Origin of the sequence: Candidatus Pelagibacter sp. Uisw_127, assembly GCF_047722515.1 — a bacterium.
Lineage (GTDB): Bacteria > Pseudomonadota > Alphaproteobacteria > Pelagibacterales > Pelagibacteraceae > Pelagibacter.
Genome location: NZ_CP159815.1, coordinates 468,756 through 485,943, shown reverse-complemented (window position 1 = coordinate 485,943; position 17,188 = coordinate 468,756). Strand labels below are relative to the sequence as shown.

The 17,188-nt window shown below is 30.8% G+C and carries 30 protein-coding genes; 1 reads left to right on the top strand and 29 read right to left on the bottom strand.

Annotated elements, in window-relative coordinates:
• The first annotated feature begins 30 nt into the window (after positions 1 to 30).
• Positions 31 to 651 (top strand): lipoyl(octanoyl) transferase LipB, encoded by a 621-nt coding sequence (gene lipB, locus ABXT65_RS02630; protein WP_415323999.1) that lies wholly within the window; start codon positions 31 to 33, stop codon positions 649 to 651.
• Here lipB and ABXT65_RS02625 read toward each other — a convergent pair.
• The 29 genes from ABXT65_RS02625 to rpsG are packed head-to-tail and all read right to left on the bottom strand — an operon-like array spanning position 632 to position 17,187.
• Positions 632 to 1,546 (bottom strand): RluA family pseudouridine synthase, encoded by a 915-nt coding sequence (locus ABXT65_RS02625; protein WP_415323998.1) that lies wholly within the window; start codon positions 1,544 to 1,546, stop codon positions 632 to 634. The two genes, lipB and ABXT65_RS02625, sit on opposite strands and share 20 nt — an antisense overlap.
• A gap of 24 nt (positions 1,547 to 1,570) precedes the next feature.
• The gene (gene rplQ, locus ABXT65_RS02620) at positions 1,571 to 2,008 is read right to left on the bottom strand and encodes a 50S ribosomal protein L17 (protein ID WP_415304647.1); all 438 of its coding nucleotides are present in this window, start codon (positions 2,006 to 2,008) and stop codon (positions 1,571 to 1,573) included.
• Positions 2,008 to 3,036, bottom strand: a complete 1,029-nt coding sequence (locus ABXT65_RS02615) for a DNA-directed RNA polymerase subunit alpha (protein WP_415323997.1) — start codon at positions 3,034 to 3,036, stop codon at positions 2,008 to 2,010. Before ABXT65_RS02615 ends, rplQ begins: the two co-directional genes overlap by 1 nt.
• Positions 3,037 to 3,039: 3 nt before the next feature.
• Positions 3,040 to 3,504 carry a 30S ribosomal protein S11 gene (rpsK, locus tag ABXT65_RS02610; RefSeq protein ID WP_415323996.1) on the bottom strand — a complete coding sequence of 155 codons (465 nt, stop codon included), beginning with the start codon at positions 3,502 to 3,504 and terminating at the stop codon, positions 3,040 to 3,042.
• Between the two features lie 7 nt (positions 3,505 to 3,511).
• On the bottom strand, positions 3,512 to 3,895 hold the full coding sequence (gene rpsM / locus ABXT65_RS02605) for a 30S ribosomal protein S13 (protein ID WP_415323995.1): 384 nt from the start codon (positions 3,893 to 3,895) through the stop codon (positions 3,512 to 3,514).
• A gap of 55 nt (positions 3,896 to 3,950) precedes the next feature.
• A complete protein-coding gene (locus tag ABXT65_RS02600; RefSeq protein ID WP_415323994.1) occupies positions 3,951 to 4,592 on the bottom strand; it encodes an adenylate kinase family protein in 642 nt (213 codons plus the stop codon).
• Positions 4,593 to 4,596: 4 nt separating this feature from the next.
• On the bottom strand, positions 4,597 to 5,877 hold the full coding sequence (secY, locus tag ABXT65_RS02595) for a preprotein translocase subunit SecY (RefSeq protein WP_415323993.1): 1,281 nt from the start codon (positions 5,875 to 5,877) through the stop codon (positions 4,597 to 4,599).
• 10 nt (positions 5,878 to 5,887) lie between these two features.
• The gene (gene rplO, locus ABXT65_RS02590; protein ID WP_415323992.1) at positions 5,888 to 6,349 is read right to left on the bottom strand and encodes a 50S ribosomal protein L15; all 462 of its coding nucleotides are present in this window, start codon (positions 6,347 to 6,349) and stop codon (positions 5,888 to 5,890) included.
• On the bottom strand, positions 6,349 to 6,861 hold the full coding sequence (gene rpsE / locus ABXT65_RS02585; protein WP_415323991.1) for a 30S ribosomal protein S5: 513 nt from the start codon (positions 6,859 to 6,861) through the stop codon (positions 6,349 to 6,351). The genes rplO and rpsE overlap by 1 nt, the downstream gene beginning before the upstream one ends.
• Positions 6,862 to 6,863: 2 nt before the next feature.
• Positions 6,864 to 7,220, bottom strand: coding sequence for a 50S ribosomal protein L18 (rplR, locus tag ABXT65_RS02580; RefSeq protein ID WP_415323990.1), 357 nt, complete (start codon positions 7,218 to 7,220; stop codon positions 6,864 to 6,866).
• Positions 7,220 to 7,759, bottom strand: a complete 540-nt coding sequence (rplF, locus tag ABXT65_RS02575; protein WP_415323989.1) for a 50S ribosomal protein L6 — start codon at positions 7,757 to 7,759, stop codon at positions 7,220 to 7,222. The genes rplR and rplF overlap by 1 nt, the downstream gene beginning before the upstream one ends.
• Positions 7,759 to 8,154 (bottom strand): 30S ribosomal protein S8, encoded by a 396-nt coding sequence (gene rpsH / locus ABXT65_RS02570; RefSeq protein WP_415323988.1) that lies wholly within the window; start codon positions 8,152 to 8,154, stop codon positions 7,759 to 7,761. The genes rplF and rpsH overlap by 1 nt, the downstream gene beginning before the upstream one ends.
• A 10-nt stretch (positions 8,155 to 8,164) precedes the next feature.
• A complete protein-coding gene (rpsN, locus tag ABXT65_RS02565; protein ID WP_415323987.1) occupies positions 8,165 to 8,470 on the bottom strand; it encodes a 30S ribosomal protein S14 in 306 nt (101 codons plus the stop codon).
• Between the two features lie 2 nt (positions 8,471 to 8,472).
• Positions 8,473 to 9,027 carry a 50S ribosomal protein L5 gene (gene rplE / locus ABXT65_RS02560; protein ID WP_415323986.1) on the bottom strand — a complete coding sequence of 185 codons (555 nt, stop codon included), beginning with the start codon at positions 9,025 to 9,027 and terminating at the stop codon, positions 8,473 to 8,475.
• Positions 9,027 to 9,275 (bottom strand): 50S ribosomal protein L24, encoded by a 249-nt coding sequence (rplX, locus tag ABXT65_RS02555; protein ID WP_415323985.1) that lies wholly within the window; start codon positions 9,273 to 9,275, stop codon positions 9,027 to 9,029. Before rplX ends, rplE begins: the two co-directional genes overlap by 1 nt.
• A gap of 1 nt (position 9,276) precedes the next feature.
• Positions 9,277 to 9,645, bottom strand: coding sequence for a 50S ribosomal protein L14 (rplN, locus tag ABXT65_RS02550; RefSeq protein ID WP_415304621.1), 369 nt, complete (start codon positions 9,643 to 9,645; stop codon positions 9,277 to 9,279).
• Positions 9,642 to 9,878 carry a 30S ribosomal protein S17 gene (gene rpsQ, locus ABXT65_RS02545; protein WP_415304619.1) on the bottom strand — a complete coding sequence of 79 codons (237 nt, stop codon included), beginning with the start codon at positions 9,876 to 9,878 and terminating at the stop codon, positions 9,642 to 9,644. The genes rplN and rpsQ overlap by 4 nt, the downstream gene beginning before the upstream one ends.
• Positions 9,871 to 10,062, bottom strand: a complete 192-nt coding sequence (rpmC, locus tag ABXT65_RS02540; RefSeq protein WP_415323984.1) for a 50S ribosomal protein L29 — start codon at positions 10,060 to 10,062, stop codon at positions 9,871 to 9,873. Before rpmC ends, rpsQ begins: the two co-directional genes overlap by 8 nt.
• 1 nt (position 10,063) lies before the next feature.
• Positions 10,064 to 10,474 carry a 50S ribosomal protein L16 gene (gene rplP, locus ABXT65_RS02535; protein ID WP_415323983.1) on the bottom strand — a complete coding sequence of 137 codons (411 nt, stop codon included), beginning with the start codon at positions 10,472 to 10,474 and terminating at the stop codon, positions 10,064 to 10,066.
• Between the two features lie 2 nt (positions 10,475 to 10,476).
• Entirely contained in the window at positions 10,477 to 11,157 is a 681-nt protein-coding gene (gene rpsC, locus ABXT65_RS02530; RefSeq protein ID WP_415323982.1) for a 30S ribosomal protein S3, read from the bottom strand.
• Entirely contained in the window at positions 11,141 to 11,539 is a 399-nt protein-coding gene (gene rplV, locus ABXT65_RS02525) for a 50S ribosomal protein L22 (RefSeq protein WP_415295740.1), read from the bottom strand. The genes rpsC and rplV overlap by 17 nt, the downstream gene beginning before the upstream one ends.
• 2 nt (positions 11,540 to 11,541) lie before the next feature.
• Positions 11,542 to 11,838: a 30S ribosomal protein S19 gene (rpsS, locus tag ABXT65_RS02520; protein WP_415307774.1), complete on the bottom strand. Its 297-nt coding sequence runs from the start codon at positions 11,836 to 11,838 to the stop codon at positions 11,542 to 11,544.
• Positions 11,838 to 12,683, bottom strand: coding sequence for a 50S ribosomal protein L2 (rplB, locus tag ABXT65_RS02515; RefSeq protein ID WP_415323981.1), 846 nt, complete (start codon positions 12,681 to 12,683; stop codon positions 11,838 to 11,840). The genes rpsS and rplB overlap by 1 nt, the downstream gene beginning before the upstream one ends.
• A gap of 3 nt (positions 12,684 to 12,686) precedes the next feature.
• The gene (gene rplW / locus ABXT65_RS02510; RefSeq protein WP_415323980.1) at positions 12,687 to 12,980 is read right to left on the bottom strand and encodes a 50S ribosomal protein L23; all 294 of its coding nucleotides are present in this window, start codon (positions 12,978 to 12,980) and stop codon (positions 12,687 to 12,689) included.
• 1 nt (position 12,981) lies between these two features.
• Positions 12,982 to 13,605, bottom strand: a complete 624-nt coding sequence (gene rplD, locus ABXT65_RS02505) for a 50S ribosomal protein L4 (RefSeq protein WP_415323979.1) — start codon at positions 13,603 to 13,605, stop codon at positions 12,982 to 12,984.
• Entirely contained in the window at positions 13,605 to 14,315 is a 711-nt protein-coding gene (gene rplC, locus ABXT65_RS02500) for a 50S ribosomal protein L3 (RefSeq protein WP_415323978.1), read from the bottom strand. The genes rplD and rplC overlap by 1 nt, the downstream gene beginning before the upstream one ends.
• 2 nt (positions 14,316 to 14,317) lie before the next feature.
• The gene (gene rpsJ, locus ABXT65_RS02495; RefSeq protein ID WP_271492964.1) at positions 14,318 to 14,626 is read right to left on the bottom strand and encodes a 30S ribosomal protein S10; all 309 of its coding nucleotides are present in this window, start codon (positions 14,624 to 14,626) and stop codon (positions 14,318 to 14,320) included.
• A 5-nt stretch (positions 14,627 to 14,631) separates the two neighbouring features.
• Positions 14,632 to 16,710, bottom strand: coding sequence for an elongation factor G (gene fusA, locus ABXT65_RS02490; protein WP_415323977.1), 2,079 nt, complete (start codon positions 16,708 to 16,710; stop codon positions 14,632 to 14,634).
• 6 nt (positions 16,711 to 16,716) lie between these two features.
• Positions 16,717 to 17,187, bottom strand: a complete 471-nt coding sequence (gene rpsG, locus ABXT65_RS02485; protein ID WP_415277708.1) for a 30S ribosomal protein S7 — start codon at positions 17,185 to 17,187, stop codon at positions 16,717 to 16,719.
• Position 17,188 lies beyond the last annotated feature (1 nt).

Genomic DNA, 17,188 nt, shown 5'->3' with positions numbered 1-17,188 from the left:
AGTGCATAATAAGAATAATACAATTTATAAATGAATATAGAAATTAAAAAGTCAATAAAACTAGTAAAATATGATGTTGCAGTAAAACTTCTAGAAGAAAGGTTGTTAGATATAGATAATGATAAAAAAAGTGATTTAATTTGGCTCCTAGAACATGAAGAAATCTATACTGCTGGCACTAACTATAAAGAAAAAGAAATTTTAAATAAAGATATAAAACTAATTAAAACTAATCGTGGTGGCAAAATCACTTATCATGGTCCTGGACAATTAATTTGTTATTTTGTCATAGATTTAAAACAAAGAAAAAAGGATATTAGAAAATTTATAACTTTAATTGAGAAAACAATTATTGAAAGCTTGTTTGAATTTAATATTAAATCATTTGGCGATCCAAAAAATATTGGTATTTGGGTAGACAACAAGTCCAATATTAAAAAAGTTGCAGCAATTGGTGTCCGTGTCAGCAAATGGATTGCATATCATGGATTTGCAATTAACATTAGTAACGATCTTACAAAATATCAAAATATTATTCCATGTGGAATTTTAGATAAAGGTGTAACAAATCTCAAATCTATTAATGATCAAAATTATAATACTTTAAGGGATGTAATAATTAAAAATTTTACTAAGAACTTGGAAATCTAAGTCTTTTAGTTTTTAAAAGTTTTTTAAAATAATCTGGCAAGAGCGCTGTGTAAGTATATTTTTTATCCTTAATAATGAATTTAATTTGGTAAGAATGAAGCATTAAATTTTTATTAATAGCTTTATCTGTATTACTAAATTTATATTTTTGGTCTCCATAAATTGGTGAGCCTACTGCATATAGCTGTTTTCTAAGTTGATGCTTTCTTCCAGTTATCGGTTTCATTTCAACCAAACTACAAATAGAATTTTTGTCTAAAACTTTATATGTAGTTCTAGCCTTTTCTATTATTTCTTTATCATTATCATATCTAGTAAGATCATCATTCCATTCACCAGAATCTTTTTGTAATTCACCATGACATATTGCTAAATATGTTTTATGAACTTTTCTTAATCTAAATAATGATGTTAACAATTGTGCAGCCTCTCTATGTTTGGCCATAATAAAAACACCCGATGTATCTTTGTCTAATCTATGAACTGAAAAAGGTTTTGTATTTTGAAAAATATCGCTACGGGCAAAAATATCTACAAGATTTTTTTTAGATTTAGTTCCACCTTGAACTGAAATACCAGAGCTTTTATTCAATACAATGAAGTCATCATTATTATCAATTATTAAATCTTCGTTCTCTTTAATAACTTCTTCAGAGGGTAAAAATTTAATTGTTTTTTGAACAATTGTTTCCTTAAAATCAAAGTTAAATAGATCAATAGTATCCCCTGTTTTTACCTTGTGAGAGCTTTTTACTTTTTTATTATTGATCTTAACTTTTCCACTTTTTAAACTTTTTTCAATTAAACCTTGTGGGTAATTACCAAGATTATTCCGTATCCATCTATCAATACGCATATCGTTAAACGTTGTATCAACGTTAAATGACTTTTTCATGATGATATAATTTTATATTGAAAATTAAGCAGTAGCTAATTTTTTCTCTTCGTTCTGGTCTTTAGTAGGTTCTTTTTTCTTTCTATCAACTCTTTTTGCCTCAACATCTCTATCAACGAATTCAATTACTGCCATTGGTGCATTGTCTCCATATCTAAAACCAGCTTTGATAATTCTAGTATATCCACCATTTCTTTTTTCATATCTTTTAGATAAAGTTTTTGTAACTTTACGGGCAGATGTGATGTCTTGTAATTTCGTCATTAACATCTTTGTTGTTAGTAAAGTTTCTTTTTTACCTAAAGTAATGATTTTGTCAGCTTGAGGCTTTAGAAATTTAGCTTTAGGAAGTGTAGTAGTAATCTGTTCATATTTTATTAAAGAATTTAACATATTCTTTAATAATGCTTTTCTATGTTCAGATGTTCTATTTAACTTTTTATTAGCCATTCCGTGTCTCATTAGATTTGCTCCTCTAACTTTTTAGACATTTCAGCTATATTTTCTGGTGGCCAATTTGGTATTTCCATACCAAGATATAAAGACATACCAGTTAAAACTTCTTTTATTTCATTTAATGATTTTCTACCAAAATTTGGTGTTCTAAGCATTTCACCTTCTGACTTTTGAACTAAATCTCCAATGTAGATAATATTATCATTTTTTAAACAGTTCATTGAACGAACCGATAACTCTAATTCATCTACTTTTCTTAAAAGATTTTTATTAAATTCAGGTTCAGTTGAAACTTCATTAACCGGAGCTTCTACTGGTTCATCAAAATTAACAAACATATTAAGTTGATCTTGGAAAATTCTTGCTGAATATGCAACCGCGTCTTCAGCTGAAATTGAACCATTAGTTTCAACTTCCATAGTTAATTTATCATAATCTAGGGCTTTTCCTTCTCTAGCAGTGCTTATAGCATATGAAACTTTTTTAACTGGACTGTATAATGAATCTATTGCAATCAAACCTAAAGGTGGTTCTTCTGGCTTATTCATTACAGCGGGGACGTAACCCTTACCATTTCCAACATTCATTTCCATATGGAAATGCGTATTTTCATCTAAATTACAAATAACTAAGTCAGGATTTAAAATCTCAATATCAGTGACAGCTTCAATATCAGAAGCTTTAATTTCACCTGGTCCTTTTGCATCTAAAATAAGTTTTTTAGCACTATCTGAAGAACTTTTTAATGCTAACGATTTAACGTTTAAGACTATGTCTGTAACATCTTCTCTAACACCTTTAATGGATGTAAACTCATGTAATACACCATCAATTTGAATTGAAGTTACAGCAGTACCTCTAATAGATGAAAGTAAAATTCTTCTTAAAGAATTACCTAAAGTTAAACCGTAACCTTTTTCTAATGGTTCAGCTATAATTTTAGCATGTGATTTATCATCACTAATTTTAACATCTAATTGAGCTGGTTTAATTAATGCTTTCCAATTTTTAGCATTTACATTTAAACTTTCCATTTATTAAACTCTCCTTTTCTTTGGTGGTCTTACGCCGTTATGTGGCATTGGTGTTGTATCTTTTATAGAAAGAATCTTAAATCCTTTCGCTTGTAATGCTCTTAAAGCAGTTTCTCTTCCTGACCCAGGTCCTTTGACTTGCACAGTTAATGTCTTCATACCAAACTCTAATGCTTTAGATGCAGCTGAGTCTGCAGCAACTTGTGCAGCATAAGGTGTTGATTTTCTTGAACCTTTAAAACCTTTTTGTCCCGCAGAAGCCCACGAAATAACATTTCCATTAGTATCTGCTATTGAAATTATTGTATTATTAAAAGTTGATTGTACGTAAGCAATACCATTAAGAATATGTTTTTTAATTTTTTTCTTTTTTGAGTATGAGCTTTTTTTAGATTTTTTATCTGCTTTTTTTTCTACTTTTTTTTCTACAACAGAATCTAGATTTTCTACTTTTTCTACTTTAGCCATAAATTAATTATTTTTTAAGTGGTGTTAATTTTTTACCCGCAATTGCAATAGCCTTACCTTTTCTAGTTCTAGCATTACATCTTGTTCTTTGTCCTCTAACTGGAAGTTTTTTTCTATGTCTTGATCCCCTGTAGCATGCTAGATCAATTAGTCTTTTGATAGTTAAAGAGTAGTCTCTTCTAAGATCACCTTCTACCTTAAAATTTGCATCTATATATTCTCTAATTTTTAAAATATCTTCATCGGTTAATTCATTTATTCTTTTCGCTGTAGGAATTTCTAATGATGTACAAATCTGATTTGAAAATTTATTACCAATACCATAGATGTACGTTAGTCCTATGTGGACAAGTTTGTTTTGGGGAATGTTTACACCTGCTATACGAGCCATATTTCTGAGAATAAATTTAGCCTTTTATATAAGAAGATGTTCTAAAGTCAACGCCTTATACATTAAGAACACCATTGATTTTATTGTTAATTTGCTCGATTTCATCAGCTCCATTGATTTCTGTGAAATTTGTATTATTTGAGTAAAAATCGAGGACTGGTTTAGTTGTCTTCATATACGTGTCATATCTAGCTACAACTACATCAAAATTATCATCTTTTCTCTTCTTAAGGTGGTCTTTACCACATGGGTGTAATTCTATTTGTTCTTTATTAAAAAACTCATTCAAAGTCATATTACACTTATCACACGTCATTCTACCCATAATACGTTTTTCAACAATATCCTTTGAAACATTTAAAAAAATTGTATGACCAATTGATTGGTCAAATTCAGCTAAAATTAACTCTAAATTCTTAGCTTGTTTAACATTTCTAGGATACCCATCAAAAATAATTCTGTCTCTATATTTAAGATTGGTGATTGATTTTCTAAGCAGTGCATTCACTGTTTCATCTGAAGCAAATTTTCCATTAGATATCAATTGTTCTATTTCATAACCTAGTGGTGTTTTTAACTTAACTTCTTCTCTTAAGAGATTACCAGTTGATAATTGAAAGTAGTTATGTTTTTTTACAATGAATTGTGCCTGTGTGCCCTTCCCGGCTCCTGGAGGACCAAATAAAATTATATTCACAGAATTATTTACCGAATTTAGTTTTTTTTATTAATTGCTCATATTGTGAACTCATTAATCTAGTTTGTATTTGGGTTACTGTATCAATTGCAACCACAACAACAATTAAAATTGAAGTACCACCTAAGTAAAAAGGTATTGGGTAATTTGCAATTAAAAACTCTGGCATCAAACATACAATAGTTAAATAAAGAGCACCTATTGTTGTAAGTTTAGTTACAATCTTCTGTATATATAAAGCTGTGTTCTCGCCAGGTCTTATCCCTGGAACAAAACCACCATATTTCCTTAAATTATCAGCTGTTTCTGTTGGGTTAAAAGTAATTGAGGTATAGAAAAAAGTAAAAAATATTATTCCTGATGCATACAGCAGCATGTAAAGAGGTTGCCCTTGAGTGAAGTACGAACTTATATTTAAGAAGGCATCATTATCGGAAAAACTAAAATTAGAAAAAGTTACAGGTAACAATAATAAGGCTGATGCAAAGATTGCTGGTATAACGCCTGCCTGGTTAATCTTCAAAGGTAAGTGAGAGGATTCACCACCATACATTTTGTTTCCCATTTGTCTTTTAGGGTAATTTATTAGAATTTTTCTTAATGCTCTTTCCATAAAAACAATAAACATAATTGTTCCTACTAATAATACAAAAATTCCTATAATCATGATCGTGGATACAGCACCAGTTCTACCTAATTCAAATGTGGTTACTAATGCTCTTGGGATTTCGGCTACAATTCCAGCAAAAATAATCAATGAAATACCATTACCGATACCTCTTTGAGTTATTTGTTCACCAAGCCACATTAAAAACATTGTTCCTGCAACAATAGTTGAGACTGCTGTTATCGTAAAAAATGATCCTGGGTTAATAACTAGATCTGGGGAAGACTGCAAACCAATAGATAAACCATAACCCTGTACAGTGGCTAATATAACAGTTCCATATCTTGTTATTTGGGTAATTTTAGCTCTACCAGTTTCACCCTGAGCTTTTAAATTTTTAAAATAATCAGATACACCAGTTAGTAATTGAACAATAATAGATGAGGAAATATATGGCATTATTCCAAGTGCAAAAATTGCCATTCTACTCACTGCTCCACCAGAAAAAACATTAAACATTCCAAGTAAGCCTTTTTGATTGCCACTCATCATAGTTTGTAATTGTTCAGGATCAATACCTGGAATAGGTACAAAAGTACCGAATCTATAAACTGCTAAAATGAATATTGTGAAAATTATTCTGTTTTTAAGATCATTAGTTTGAGAAGATGAGCTCATAATATCTTAATTATTTTTTTAGCTGTATTGTGCCACCAGCTTTCTCTAATTTAACTACGGCAGCTTTTGATATTAGATCAGCTTCAATACTAATTTTATTTTTAATATCACCCGTACCAAGTATTTTTAATTTTTGAGAATTTTTATTGATTAATTTCAATTTTATAAGCAAGGCCATGTTTATTATATCGGTTGAATTAATAGTTTTTTCATCAATATATGATTGAATTTTTTCTAAATTCATTATTGCTATAATAGCCTGGTATCTCTTAATTGCATTAAATCCTCTTTTAGGTAATCTTCTATATAAAGGCATTTGACCACCCTCAAAAGCCTTGATGGCTACACCAGATCTGGATTTTTGACCCTTAACTCCTCTTCCAGAAGTTTTACCTTTTCCTGATCCAATACCTCGACCAACTCTCATTTTTTTTTTGTATAAAACTTTTCCAGTAGTATTTAATGTACTCATTATCCTCTTTTTTCAATTACATCAGAAATTTTTTTATTTCTAATTGTTGCTATATGTTTTGGTGAATTTTGTTTTGAAAGGGCTTTCATTGTAGCTCTTATCATGTTGTGAGGGTTTGATGTTCCCATTGATTTAGCAACTATATCTTTAATTCCTAAAACTTCACAAACAGCTCTAACTGGGCCACCTGCAATAATACCAGTTCCTTTAGGAGCAGATCTTAAAATAATTTTACCTGCACCATCTTTGCCATAAACATCATGATGAATAGTTCTTCCCTCTCTTAGAGGAATATGAATTAAAACTCTTCTAGCAGTTTCATTGGCTTTTTTAATTGCATCAGGGACTTGTTTAGCTTTTGCGTGAGCTACACCAATTTTTCCCGCTTGATTTCCCACGACTACTAGTGCTGAGAAACCAAATCTACGTCCACCTTTTACAACTTTTGTAATTCTGTTAATATGAACTAGTTTTTCAACAATACCGTCGTCATTTTTTTTTTTAAAATCCATAATTAAAACTCCATCCCATTTTTACGTAATGTTTCAGCGAATGCCTTAACTCTACCATGATATTTATAAACACCTCTATCAAAATAGATCTTTGTTATTTTCTTCTCTACAGCTTTTTTTGCTAACTTTTCAGCAACAATTTTAGAAATTTCAGTTTTGTTGATTTTGTCCATAGCTTTAATGTCTTTTTCAATTGAAGAAGAGGAAAGTAATGTAATATTTTTAACATCATCAATTATTTGAGCAGAAATATTTTTTGAAGATCTCGAAATACTTAATCTAAATCTATCAGGAGATGAAACTTTTTTAACTTTATTTGTTACTCTGAATTTTTTTCTTTCAATAGCATTTAATTTCATTATTTTTTCTTTCCTTCTTTTCTTAATATATGCTGACCTTTTTCTCTAATCCCTTTACCTTTATAAGGTTCTGGTTTTCTAAAAGACTTAATCTTAGAACAAACCATACCTACTTGTTGTTTGTCAGACCCACTGACTTTAACTGTTGTTTGTTTTTCAACAACAATTTTTATACCCTCAGGTATATCAAAATTTATATCGTGACTATAACCAAGTTGTAAATTTAAAACTTTATCTTTCAATGCAGCTCTATAACCAACACCCACTAGTTCAAGTATTTTTTCATAACCAGTACTTGAGCCAATCACAGCATTATTGATTAAGCTTCTATTCATACCCCATAATCTTTTAGAATCTCGATCAACTTTTTTTGGTTTGATTGAAATTTCTTTTCCTTCGGTAATATCAAGATTAAACATTTCTAAGTCAACATTAAGTGATTTTTTCCCTAATGGCCCTTCAATGTTAAGAACATTACCCGAAAGTACTGCCCTAACTTTTTCAGGAATTGAAATACTTATTTTACCAATTTTAGACATTAAAATACCTTACAGATTATTTCGCCACCAACTTTTTGTTTTCTAGCATCTACATCTGTCATTACACCTTTTGGAGTAGAGACTATTGCAACACCAAGACCACCATTAATTTTTGGCAAACTATCAGCGCTTGAGAATATTCTTCTACCTGGTTTTGATACTCTTTCAAAAGTACTAATAACTGGACTTCCTGAATAATATTTTAAATCAATAGATAAAACTGGTTTTTTGTCAGCTGTATCGATTTTATATTCTTTGATAAAACCCTCATTCTTTAAAATATCTGCAATTTTCACTTTAAAATTAGAAGATGGCAGTGCAACTTTTTTGTGATTTCTCACCAAAGCATTCTTAATTCTTGCGATCATATCCCCAATTGGGTCACTTAAACTCATATATTCCTTTCTACCAGCTCGACTTCGTCATACCTGGAATTAATCCATGCAATCCTAAGTCTCTTAAAGCTATTCTTGATATTTTTAATTTTCTGTAAACACCATGTGGTCTTCCAGTGATTTGACACCTATTCATCACTCTATTTTTTGCAGAGTTTCTAGGCAAATTAGATAATTTTTGCTGTGCTTTGAATCTATCTTCTAGAGAAATTTTTTTATCCATAACAATTTTTTTCAAAGCGAGTCTTTTTTTAAAGAGTCTATCTGAAAGTTTAATTCTTTTATCATTTTTTTGTATTGCGCTTACTTTAGCCATTTTTAATTATCTCCTTTTTTAATAAATGGAAAATTTAATTTCTCTAAAAGTGCAAAACTATGATCTTTATTCATAGCGGCAATTACAACCACCACATCAAGACCTCTAATTTTGTCTATTCTGTCAAAATTAACTTCAGGAAAAATTATATGCTCTTTAATTCCAAAAGTGTAATTACCAAATTTATCAAAACCTTTAGGTGATAGACCTCTAAAATCTTTAATTCTAGGTAGCGCAATGTTAACTAATCTATCAATAAATTCATACATTTTGTTGCCTCTTAAAGTAACTTTTAAACCTGCATTAGTACCTTTTCTTGTCTTAAAGTTGGCAACCGATTTCTTAAATTTTGTAACTGTAGGCTTTTGTCCTGTAATTTTTCCCAAATCTTCTTCAGTAGATTTCATAATCTTAGCGTCAGCACCATCAAGACCTAATCCCATATTAATAACAACTTTAAGCAGTTTTGGTCCTTGAAAAGTATTTTTAAATCCTAACTGCTCTTTAAGAGCAGGCTGAATTTCTTTATAGTAAAGTTCTTTTAATCTTGGTGTCATTATTTTTTAGCCTCAGTTTTTTTTATCTTTTTTTTTGCATCAGCGAGTGCAAGGTTTGAAATATGAATAAAGCTTTCTTTAGAAATAATCCCACCTTTTTTTTCTTTTGTAGTCTTCACATGCTTTTTTACAATATTAATTCCTTGAACTTTTGCTCTGTTATTGGGTCTGTCTATCTCAATAACTTCACCTTCTTTTTTTTTATCTCTTCCAGTTAATACTTTTACTTTAGAACCTTTTTTAATCATTTTATAATACCTCTGGAGCTAATGAAATTATTTTCATTTGACCTCTATTTCTTAATTCTCTAGTAACTGGACCAAAAATTCTGGTTCCAACCGGTTCACCTTTATCATCAACCAAAACTGCAGCATTGTTATCAAATTTTACCTTTGATCCATCTTCTCTATGAATTCCATATTTAACACGAACCACAACTGCCTTGTGCACTGAACCTTTTTTTACCTTACCTTTAGGTATGGCCTCTTTTACAGCAACAACGATAGTGTCACCAATGCTAGCGTATCTACGCTTTGAACCACCTAAAACCTTAATACATTCGATTCTTTTTGCACCTGTATTATCTGCAACTAACATCTCAGTTTGTACTTGTATCATTTAGAACCATCCATTACTTGAAACTTTTTATTTTTAGAGAAAGGTTTACATTCAATAATTGAAACGGTGTCTCCAGTTTTAAACTTATTGTTTTCATCATGAGCATTGTATTTTTTTTTCACCTTAACAACTTTTTTTAATACCGGATGAGAGTATTTTCTCTCAACCGCAACAGTAATAGTTTTATTAGGTTTATCACTAGTAACCACTCCTGTTAGTATTTTCTTAGGCATTTAATTTTTCCTTTAGTGTAGTTTTTAATCTAGCTATTGTTTTTTTTGTTTGTCCAATTTTAGATGGATCTTTAATTTCTGAATTAATTCTTTGAAATCTAAAATTGAATAAATCTTTTTTTAATTTATCTATATTTTTTATAACTTCGTCTTTAGATAATTTTTTAATTTCTTGCTTTTTCATATTATACAAATCTTTTTATAAATTTAGTTTTAATTGGCAATTTTGCAGATGCTTTATAAAGCGCTTCTTTAGCGATTGCTTCTGAAACACCATCAATTTCAAATAAGATTCTACCTGGTTTAACTCTACATGCCCAGTACTCAGGAGCACCCTTACCTTTACCCATACGTACTTCAACAGGCTTCTTAGAAACCGGGATATTAGGAAAAATTCTAGTCCAAACACGACCTTGTCTTTTCATATGTCTAGTTAAAGCAACTCTTGCAGCTTCAATTTGTTTTCCAATAATTCTTTCAGGTGCCATCGCTTTTAATGCAAATGAACCATAATTGATCTTTGCAGCACGAGTAGCAGTTCCGTGAATTCTACCTTTGTGAGCTTTTCTATATTTTGTTCTGACTGGTTGTAACATAATTATTTTTTAGCCTCTTTAGGTACTACCTTATTTGTTTCTTGACTGAACTCTCTTGCAAAAACTTCACCTTTGTAAATCCAAACTTTAATTCCAATTATTCCAAAAGTTGTTAAAGCTTCAGCTTCATCATAATCAATATCAGCTCTTAATGTATGTGAAGGAATGCTACCCTCTCTCAACCATTCTGTTCTTGCTATTTCATTTCCACCAAGTCTACCACTTATCGAAACTTTAATTCCTTTGGCACCTAATCTCATACAAGACTGCATAGCTCTCTTCATTGCTCTTCTATACGATATTCTTTTTATAAGTTGTTGTGCAATATTTTCAGCCACTAAAAAAGCGTTAGTTTCTGGTTTTTTAACCTCTTTAATATTTAGTGACACTTCATTGCTAGTAAATTTAGATAAATTATTTTTAATTTTATCAATATCACTACCTTTTTTACCAATAACAAATCCTGGTCTTGAAGTATAGATGGTAACAAAACATTTATTTGAAGTTCTTTCAATCATCACTTTTGATACACCAGAGTTAACTACATTTTTTTTGATGTAAGCTCTAATTTTAAAATCCTCAATTAAATAATTTCCAAAATCTTTCTTTTTAGCATACCAAACAGAATCCCAACCTCTATTCACACCAAGTCTAAAACCTATTGGATTAACTTTTTGTCCCATGACTCTCCATTTGTTTTGCCTCTGATAATATAATTGTAATTGTTGAATATGGTTTTAAAATTGGTGCAGCTCTACCTTTCGCTCTAGGTCTAAATCTTTTCATAACAACTTTTTTTCCACAATAAGCTTCTTTAACAATTAACTTATCAATATCATATTGATTATTATTTTCAGCATTAGCAATAGCTGATGAAACTGTTTTTCTAATTTCTCTAGTTATTCTTTTTGCAGAAAATTGTAATTCTCTAATAGCAACATCAACTTTTTTTCCAACAATTGCCTTAAGAATTGGATTAAGTTTTCTTACACTAGATCTAATATTATTATTTACTGATCTAACTGTGTCTACCTTAACTCTATTAATTTTCTTTTTCTTATTCATAATTATTTCTTAGCTGCTGTTGCGGGTTTAGCTTTTTTATCTGCAGGCGTATGACCAAAAAATGTTCTTGTTGGTGAAAACTCACCAAGTTTGTGTCCAACCATATCTTCAGAAATGGTAACTGGTATAAATTTCTTTCCATTATAAATCAAAAAACTAACACCAATAAATTCAGGAATTATAGTTGATTTTCTTGACCAAGTTTTAATTGGCATTTTTTTTGGGTCTAATTTTTGTTTTTCCACTTTTTTAATTAAGCTCTCTTCAACAAAAGGACCTTTCCATACTGATCTAGCCATTATTTTTTAGTATCCTTTCTTTTATTTCTTTTTTTAACTATAAACTTATCTGTTCTTGCGTTTGTTCTTGTTTTTAATCCTTTTGCACCTTGACCTGTAGGTGATACTGGGTGTCTACCTCCAGCACTCTTACCTTCACCACCACCATGTGGGTGATCAACTGGGTTCATCACAACTCCCCTGGTATGAGGTCTTCTGCCTAACCATCTTGATCTTCCAGCTTTACCGATTTTAATATTTTTTTGATCTGGGTTTGACAAAACACCAATTGTTGCCATGCATCTTGAATCTATTTTTCTGACTTCACCAGAAGTCATTTTAACTAAAGAGTAATTACCATCTAAACCACTTATAGTAACAGAAGTACCAGCAGATCTAGCTATCTTACCACCACCACCTGGTTGTAATTCAACGTTATGCACGTTTACACCGACTGGAATATCTCTTAACGGCATACAATTTCCAATTTTAATCTCTTTTGAAGAACCATTTTCTACAATATCGCCAACTTTAATCTTTTGTGGGGCTAAATAGTAAAAATGAGTTCCATCTTCAAACTTAATTAGCATAATATAGCATGATCTATTTGGGTCATATTCAATACGCTCAACAGTGCCCAGTGCATCAAATTTTTTTCTATAAAAATCAACAAGTCTATACATTTTCTTATGTCCACCACCTGACATATTTCTAGACGTGATATGACCATTGTTATTTCTTCCACGCATTGAATTTTTAGGCTCAACAAGCATTTTAAAAGGTTTGCCCTTCCATAAACCAGTTCTATCAACAAGAACAGTTCCTCTAGTAGATTTTGTATATGGTTTAAATGTTTTTAATGCCATCGTTTAAATTCCTGTTGTTAGATCAATACTTTGACCTTTTTTTAGAGTTATAATTGCTTTTTTGTATCCTTGAACATTTACTTTTTTACCTCTTTTAACAACTTTCCTGTTTTGCTTATTAATAATGTTAATTTTAATAACATTAACTTTAAATATTTTTTCAATATTCTTTTTTAAATTAGTTTTGTTAGCTTCTCTTGGGACTTTAAATACTATCTTATTTAGTTCAGATAGATTTGTAGTCTTTTCGGTCACCATGGGTGATAAAATTTTATCATATAAATGTATTTTATCCATTTTATGAATATCTCTTTTCTAGTTCTTTTATTGAGCTTTCAGTAAACACAACTTTTTTAAATTTGATAATATCAAAAGCGCTAAAGTGGTTAATGTCAGTAACTTTAACATTTGGAATGTTTCTCATAGATTTTTCAACTTTTTCTTTTGAAGTCTTATCTAGAATTATTAACGAATGAGTTAATTCAAATTTTTTAATGATTGAGTGCATTTCTTTAGTTTTTTTAATTTCAGCAGCAAAATCTGTAAAAATTAATAAATTATTAAGTTTATTTTTTTCAGTAATCAGTGATGCTATGCTTAATTTTTTCTCACTTTTGTTCAATTTTCTTTTTTTATAAGCCAGTTGACCTTTGGGACCATGTGCAACACCACCACCAACAAATATGGGTGCTTTTCTACTAGCATGACGTGCTCCACCAGTTCCTTTTTGAGCATAAATTTTTGAAGTAGATCCAGCGATTTCATTCTGCTGTTTTGTTTTAGCGTGTCTACCTTTGTAGTTAGCGTTAGTTTTGTATAAAACGTTATCTACTAATTTTTTATTTATTTTTGCTGAAAAAATTTTATCCAAAACTTCAATTGAGTCTTTTTTCCCATCTAAATTTATTTTGTCTATTTTCATTATCTTTTCTTTTTATCCGGTGTTTTTTTGGCTTCTTCAGCAGCTGCAATTTTCTCTTTAATTGTCATTTTATTAATAACTTTCACTGACTGTTTAACTAATATTTCTGAATTTTTAGAACCAGGTATTGAACCTTTTACGTACAATAATTCATTTTCTAAATCAGTTTTAATAATTTCTAAATTTTGCATAGTTCTAACTCTATCACCCATGTGGCCTGCCATTTTCTTTCCTTTAAAAACTTTACCAGGGTCTTGTCTTTGACCAGTTGAACCATGTGATCTGTGTGAAACTGATACACCGTGAGTGGCTCTTAAGCCACCAAAATTATGTCTTTTCATAGCACCTGCAAAACCCTTACCAATAGTTTTAGAAGTCGTGTCCACAAACTTAACTTCGTTGAATATTTCTAAACCAAATTCATTACCTTCTTTATATATTTCAGTATCTTTTACTCTAAATTCTTTTAATTTTTTCTTGGCTTCTGTGTTCTTCTTCGCATACATGCCCTTCATAGCTTTTGTTAGTTTTGAACTTTTAATATTACCAAAACCTAATTGTACTGCTTTGTATCCACGTTTATCTTCTTCTATCACGTTGATAACTCTAGCTTTTTCCATTTTAATTACAGTAACAGGAACTAAACGACCAGTTTTGTAAAACTCTCTAGTCATACCTATTTTTTTTCCAACTAATGCTATTTCAGTCATAATTAAATTTTTATCTCCACGTCAACACCTGATGCTAAATCTAGTTTCATTAACGCTTCTACAGTTTGAGGTGTAGGTTCAATGATATCAATTAATCTTTTGTGTGTTCTTGTTTCAAATTGTTCTCTACTTTTTTTATCAATGTGAGGTCCTTTTAAAACTGTATATTTTTCAATTCTAGTTGGTAGTGGTATTGGACCCTTAACTGTTGCACCTGTTCTCTTAACAGTGTTAACAATCTCTTCAGTAGATGCATCTAAAATCTTATTGTCATAAGCTCTTAATTTAATTCTAATATTTTGTTTTTCCATAATAATTATCCAGCAATCTTTTTAGTTACTTCATCCTGCACATTTTGTGGGACTTTAGAATAATGATCAAAGAACATAGAGTATTGGGCTCTTCCTTGAGACATTGATCTTAAACTGTTTATATATCCAAACATATTAGCAAGAGGAACCATCGCCGTTATTACAGTTGCATTTCCTCTACTTTCTTGTTCACTAATTTGACCTCTTCTACTATTTAAGTCACCAATAACATCACCCATGTAATCCTCAGGAGTTACTACTTCAACTCTCATTACTGGCTCTAATAATTTTAATCCACCTCTAGTGCAAGCTTCTTTAAAACAAGCTCTACCAGCTAACTCAAAGGCAAGAACACTTGAGTCAACATCATGGTGTAATCCATCTAAAATTGTAACTTTATAATCAATTAATGGGAACCCAGCTAAAATTCCACCATCCGATATTGTTTCAATACCTTTCTCAACACCTGGAATGAATTCTTTTGGAATTGATCCACCTTTAATTTTACTATCAACTTCTCTACCTTTGCCTGGTTCTTGAGGTTCTACCAAAAGTTTAACTTTTGCAAATTGGCCAGCACCACCACTTTGTTTTTTGTGTGTATATTCAAACTCAGAAGCATTTTGAATAGTTTCACGGTAAGCAACTTGGGGTGCACCAATATTTGCTTCAACATTAAATTCTCTCTTCATTCGATCAACAATAATATCTAAGTGCAGTTCTCCCATACCTTTAATAATTGTTTGACCAGATTCTTCGTCTGAAGTTACTCTAAATGAAGGATCTTCTTTTGCTAATCTAGCTAAAGCTTCACCCATTTTTTCTTGGTCAGCTTTTGTTTTAGGTTCTACCGCAATTTCAATTACTGGCTCAGGAAACTCCATTGGTTCAAGTAAAACTGGGTTAGCTTCATCACATAAAGTATGACCAGTTATTGTAAATTTAAGGCCCGCTAACGCAACAATATCTCCTGCATTCGCTTCTTTGATATCTTCTCTAGAGTTTGCATGCATTAAAAGCATTCTGCCAACTCTTTCCTCTTTTTCTTTTGAAGTATTATAAACCGCAGTTCCAGTTTTGATTGTTCCAGAGTAAATTCTTATAAAAGTTAATGACCCAACAAATGGATCGTTAGCAACTTTAAAAGCTAACGCTGAAAAACCGGCATTATCATCAAATTTCATTTCTTTAATGTCTTCAGTTCCAGGTATTGTTCCGTTAATTGAACCAATGTCAATTGGGCTTGGTAAATAATTAATAACAGCATCAAGTAAAGGTTGAACACCTTTGTTTTTAAATGCTGAACCAGTAGTGATTGGAACAAAACTAAAGTTTAGAGTTCCTTTTCTTATACATTTAATTAAATCTTCTTCTTTTATTTCATCACCATTTAAATAGCTTTCCATTAATTTTTCATCTTGCTCTACAGCAGTTTCAACAAGTTCAGTTCTGTATTTTTGAGAAATCTCTTTTAAATCATCAGGAATTTCTTTATATTCCCACTCAGCACCTAAGGCTTCATTTTTCCAAACTTGGGCTTTCATCTTAACTAAGTCAACAACGCCTAATAAATCTGCTTCCATTCCAATTGGGACTTGTATAACTAAAGGTTTGCAACCAAGCCTATCTCTAATCATATCCACACATCTGTAAAAATCTGCACCAGTTCTATCTAGTTTATTTACAAAGCAAATTCTTGGAACTTTATATTTATCAGCTTGTCTCCATACTGTTTCTGATTGAGGTTCAACGCCTGCAACACCATCAAAAACACATACTGCACCGTCTAAAACTTTTAATGATCTTTCAACTTCAATAGTAAAATCTACGTGACCAGGGGTATCAATAATATTAATTCTATGGTCGTTCCAAAAACAAGTAGTTGCAGCCGAAGTAATTGTAATTCCTCTTTCCTGTTCTTGCTCCATCCAGTCCATTGTTGCTGCACCATCATGAACTTCACCGATTTTGTGACTTTTTCCCGTGTAGTATAAAATTCTTTCCGTAGTAGTGGTTTTACCAGCATCAATATGAGCCATAATTCCGATGTTTCTATATGTATCTAATGTATTGATTCTAGCCATAATTTTTTACCACCTAAAATGAGCAAAAGCCTTATTTGACTCTGCCATTTTATGCACATCTTCTCTTTTTTTAACTGCTGATCCTTTTTTTTCATAAGCGTCATACAGTTCATTAAAAATTTTATCAGACATATGTTTGTCTTTTCTTTTTCTTGAAGCATCTACCAACCATCTAATTGCGAGTGCTTGAGCTCTGTTAGATTTTACTTCAACAGGCACTTGATAGGTTGCGCCACCAACTCTTCGTGATCTAACTTCTACAGTAGGTTTGATATTATTTATTGCTTCATTAAAAACATTAATTGGCTCTTCTTTAGTTTTTGATTTAATTTTTTCGATTGCTTCATAAACTATTTTTTCAGCAACAACTTTTTTTCCATCATACATAATAGAGTTGATTAATTTTGGAATAATAGTTGATTTAAATATTGGGTCTGGAGTAACAACTTTTTTTGGTTGAGTTTTTTTTCTAGACATA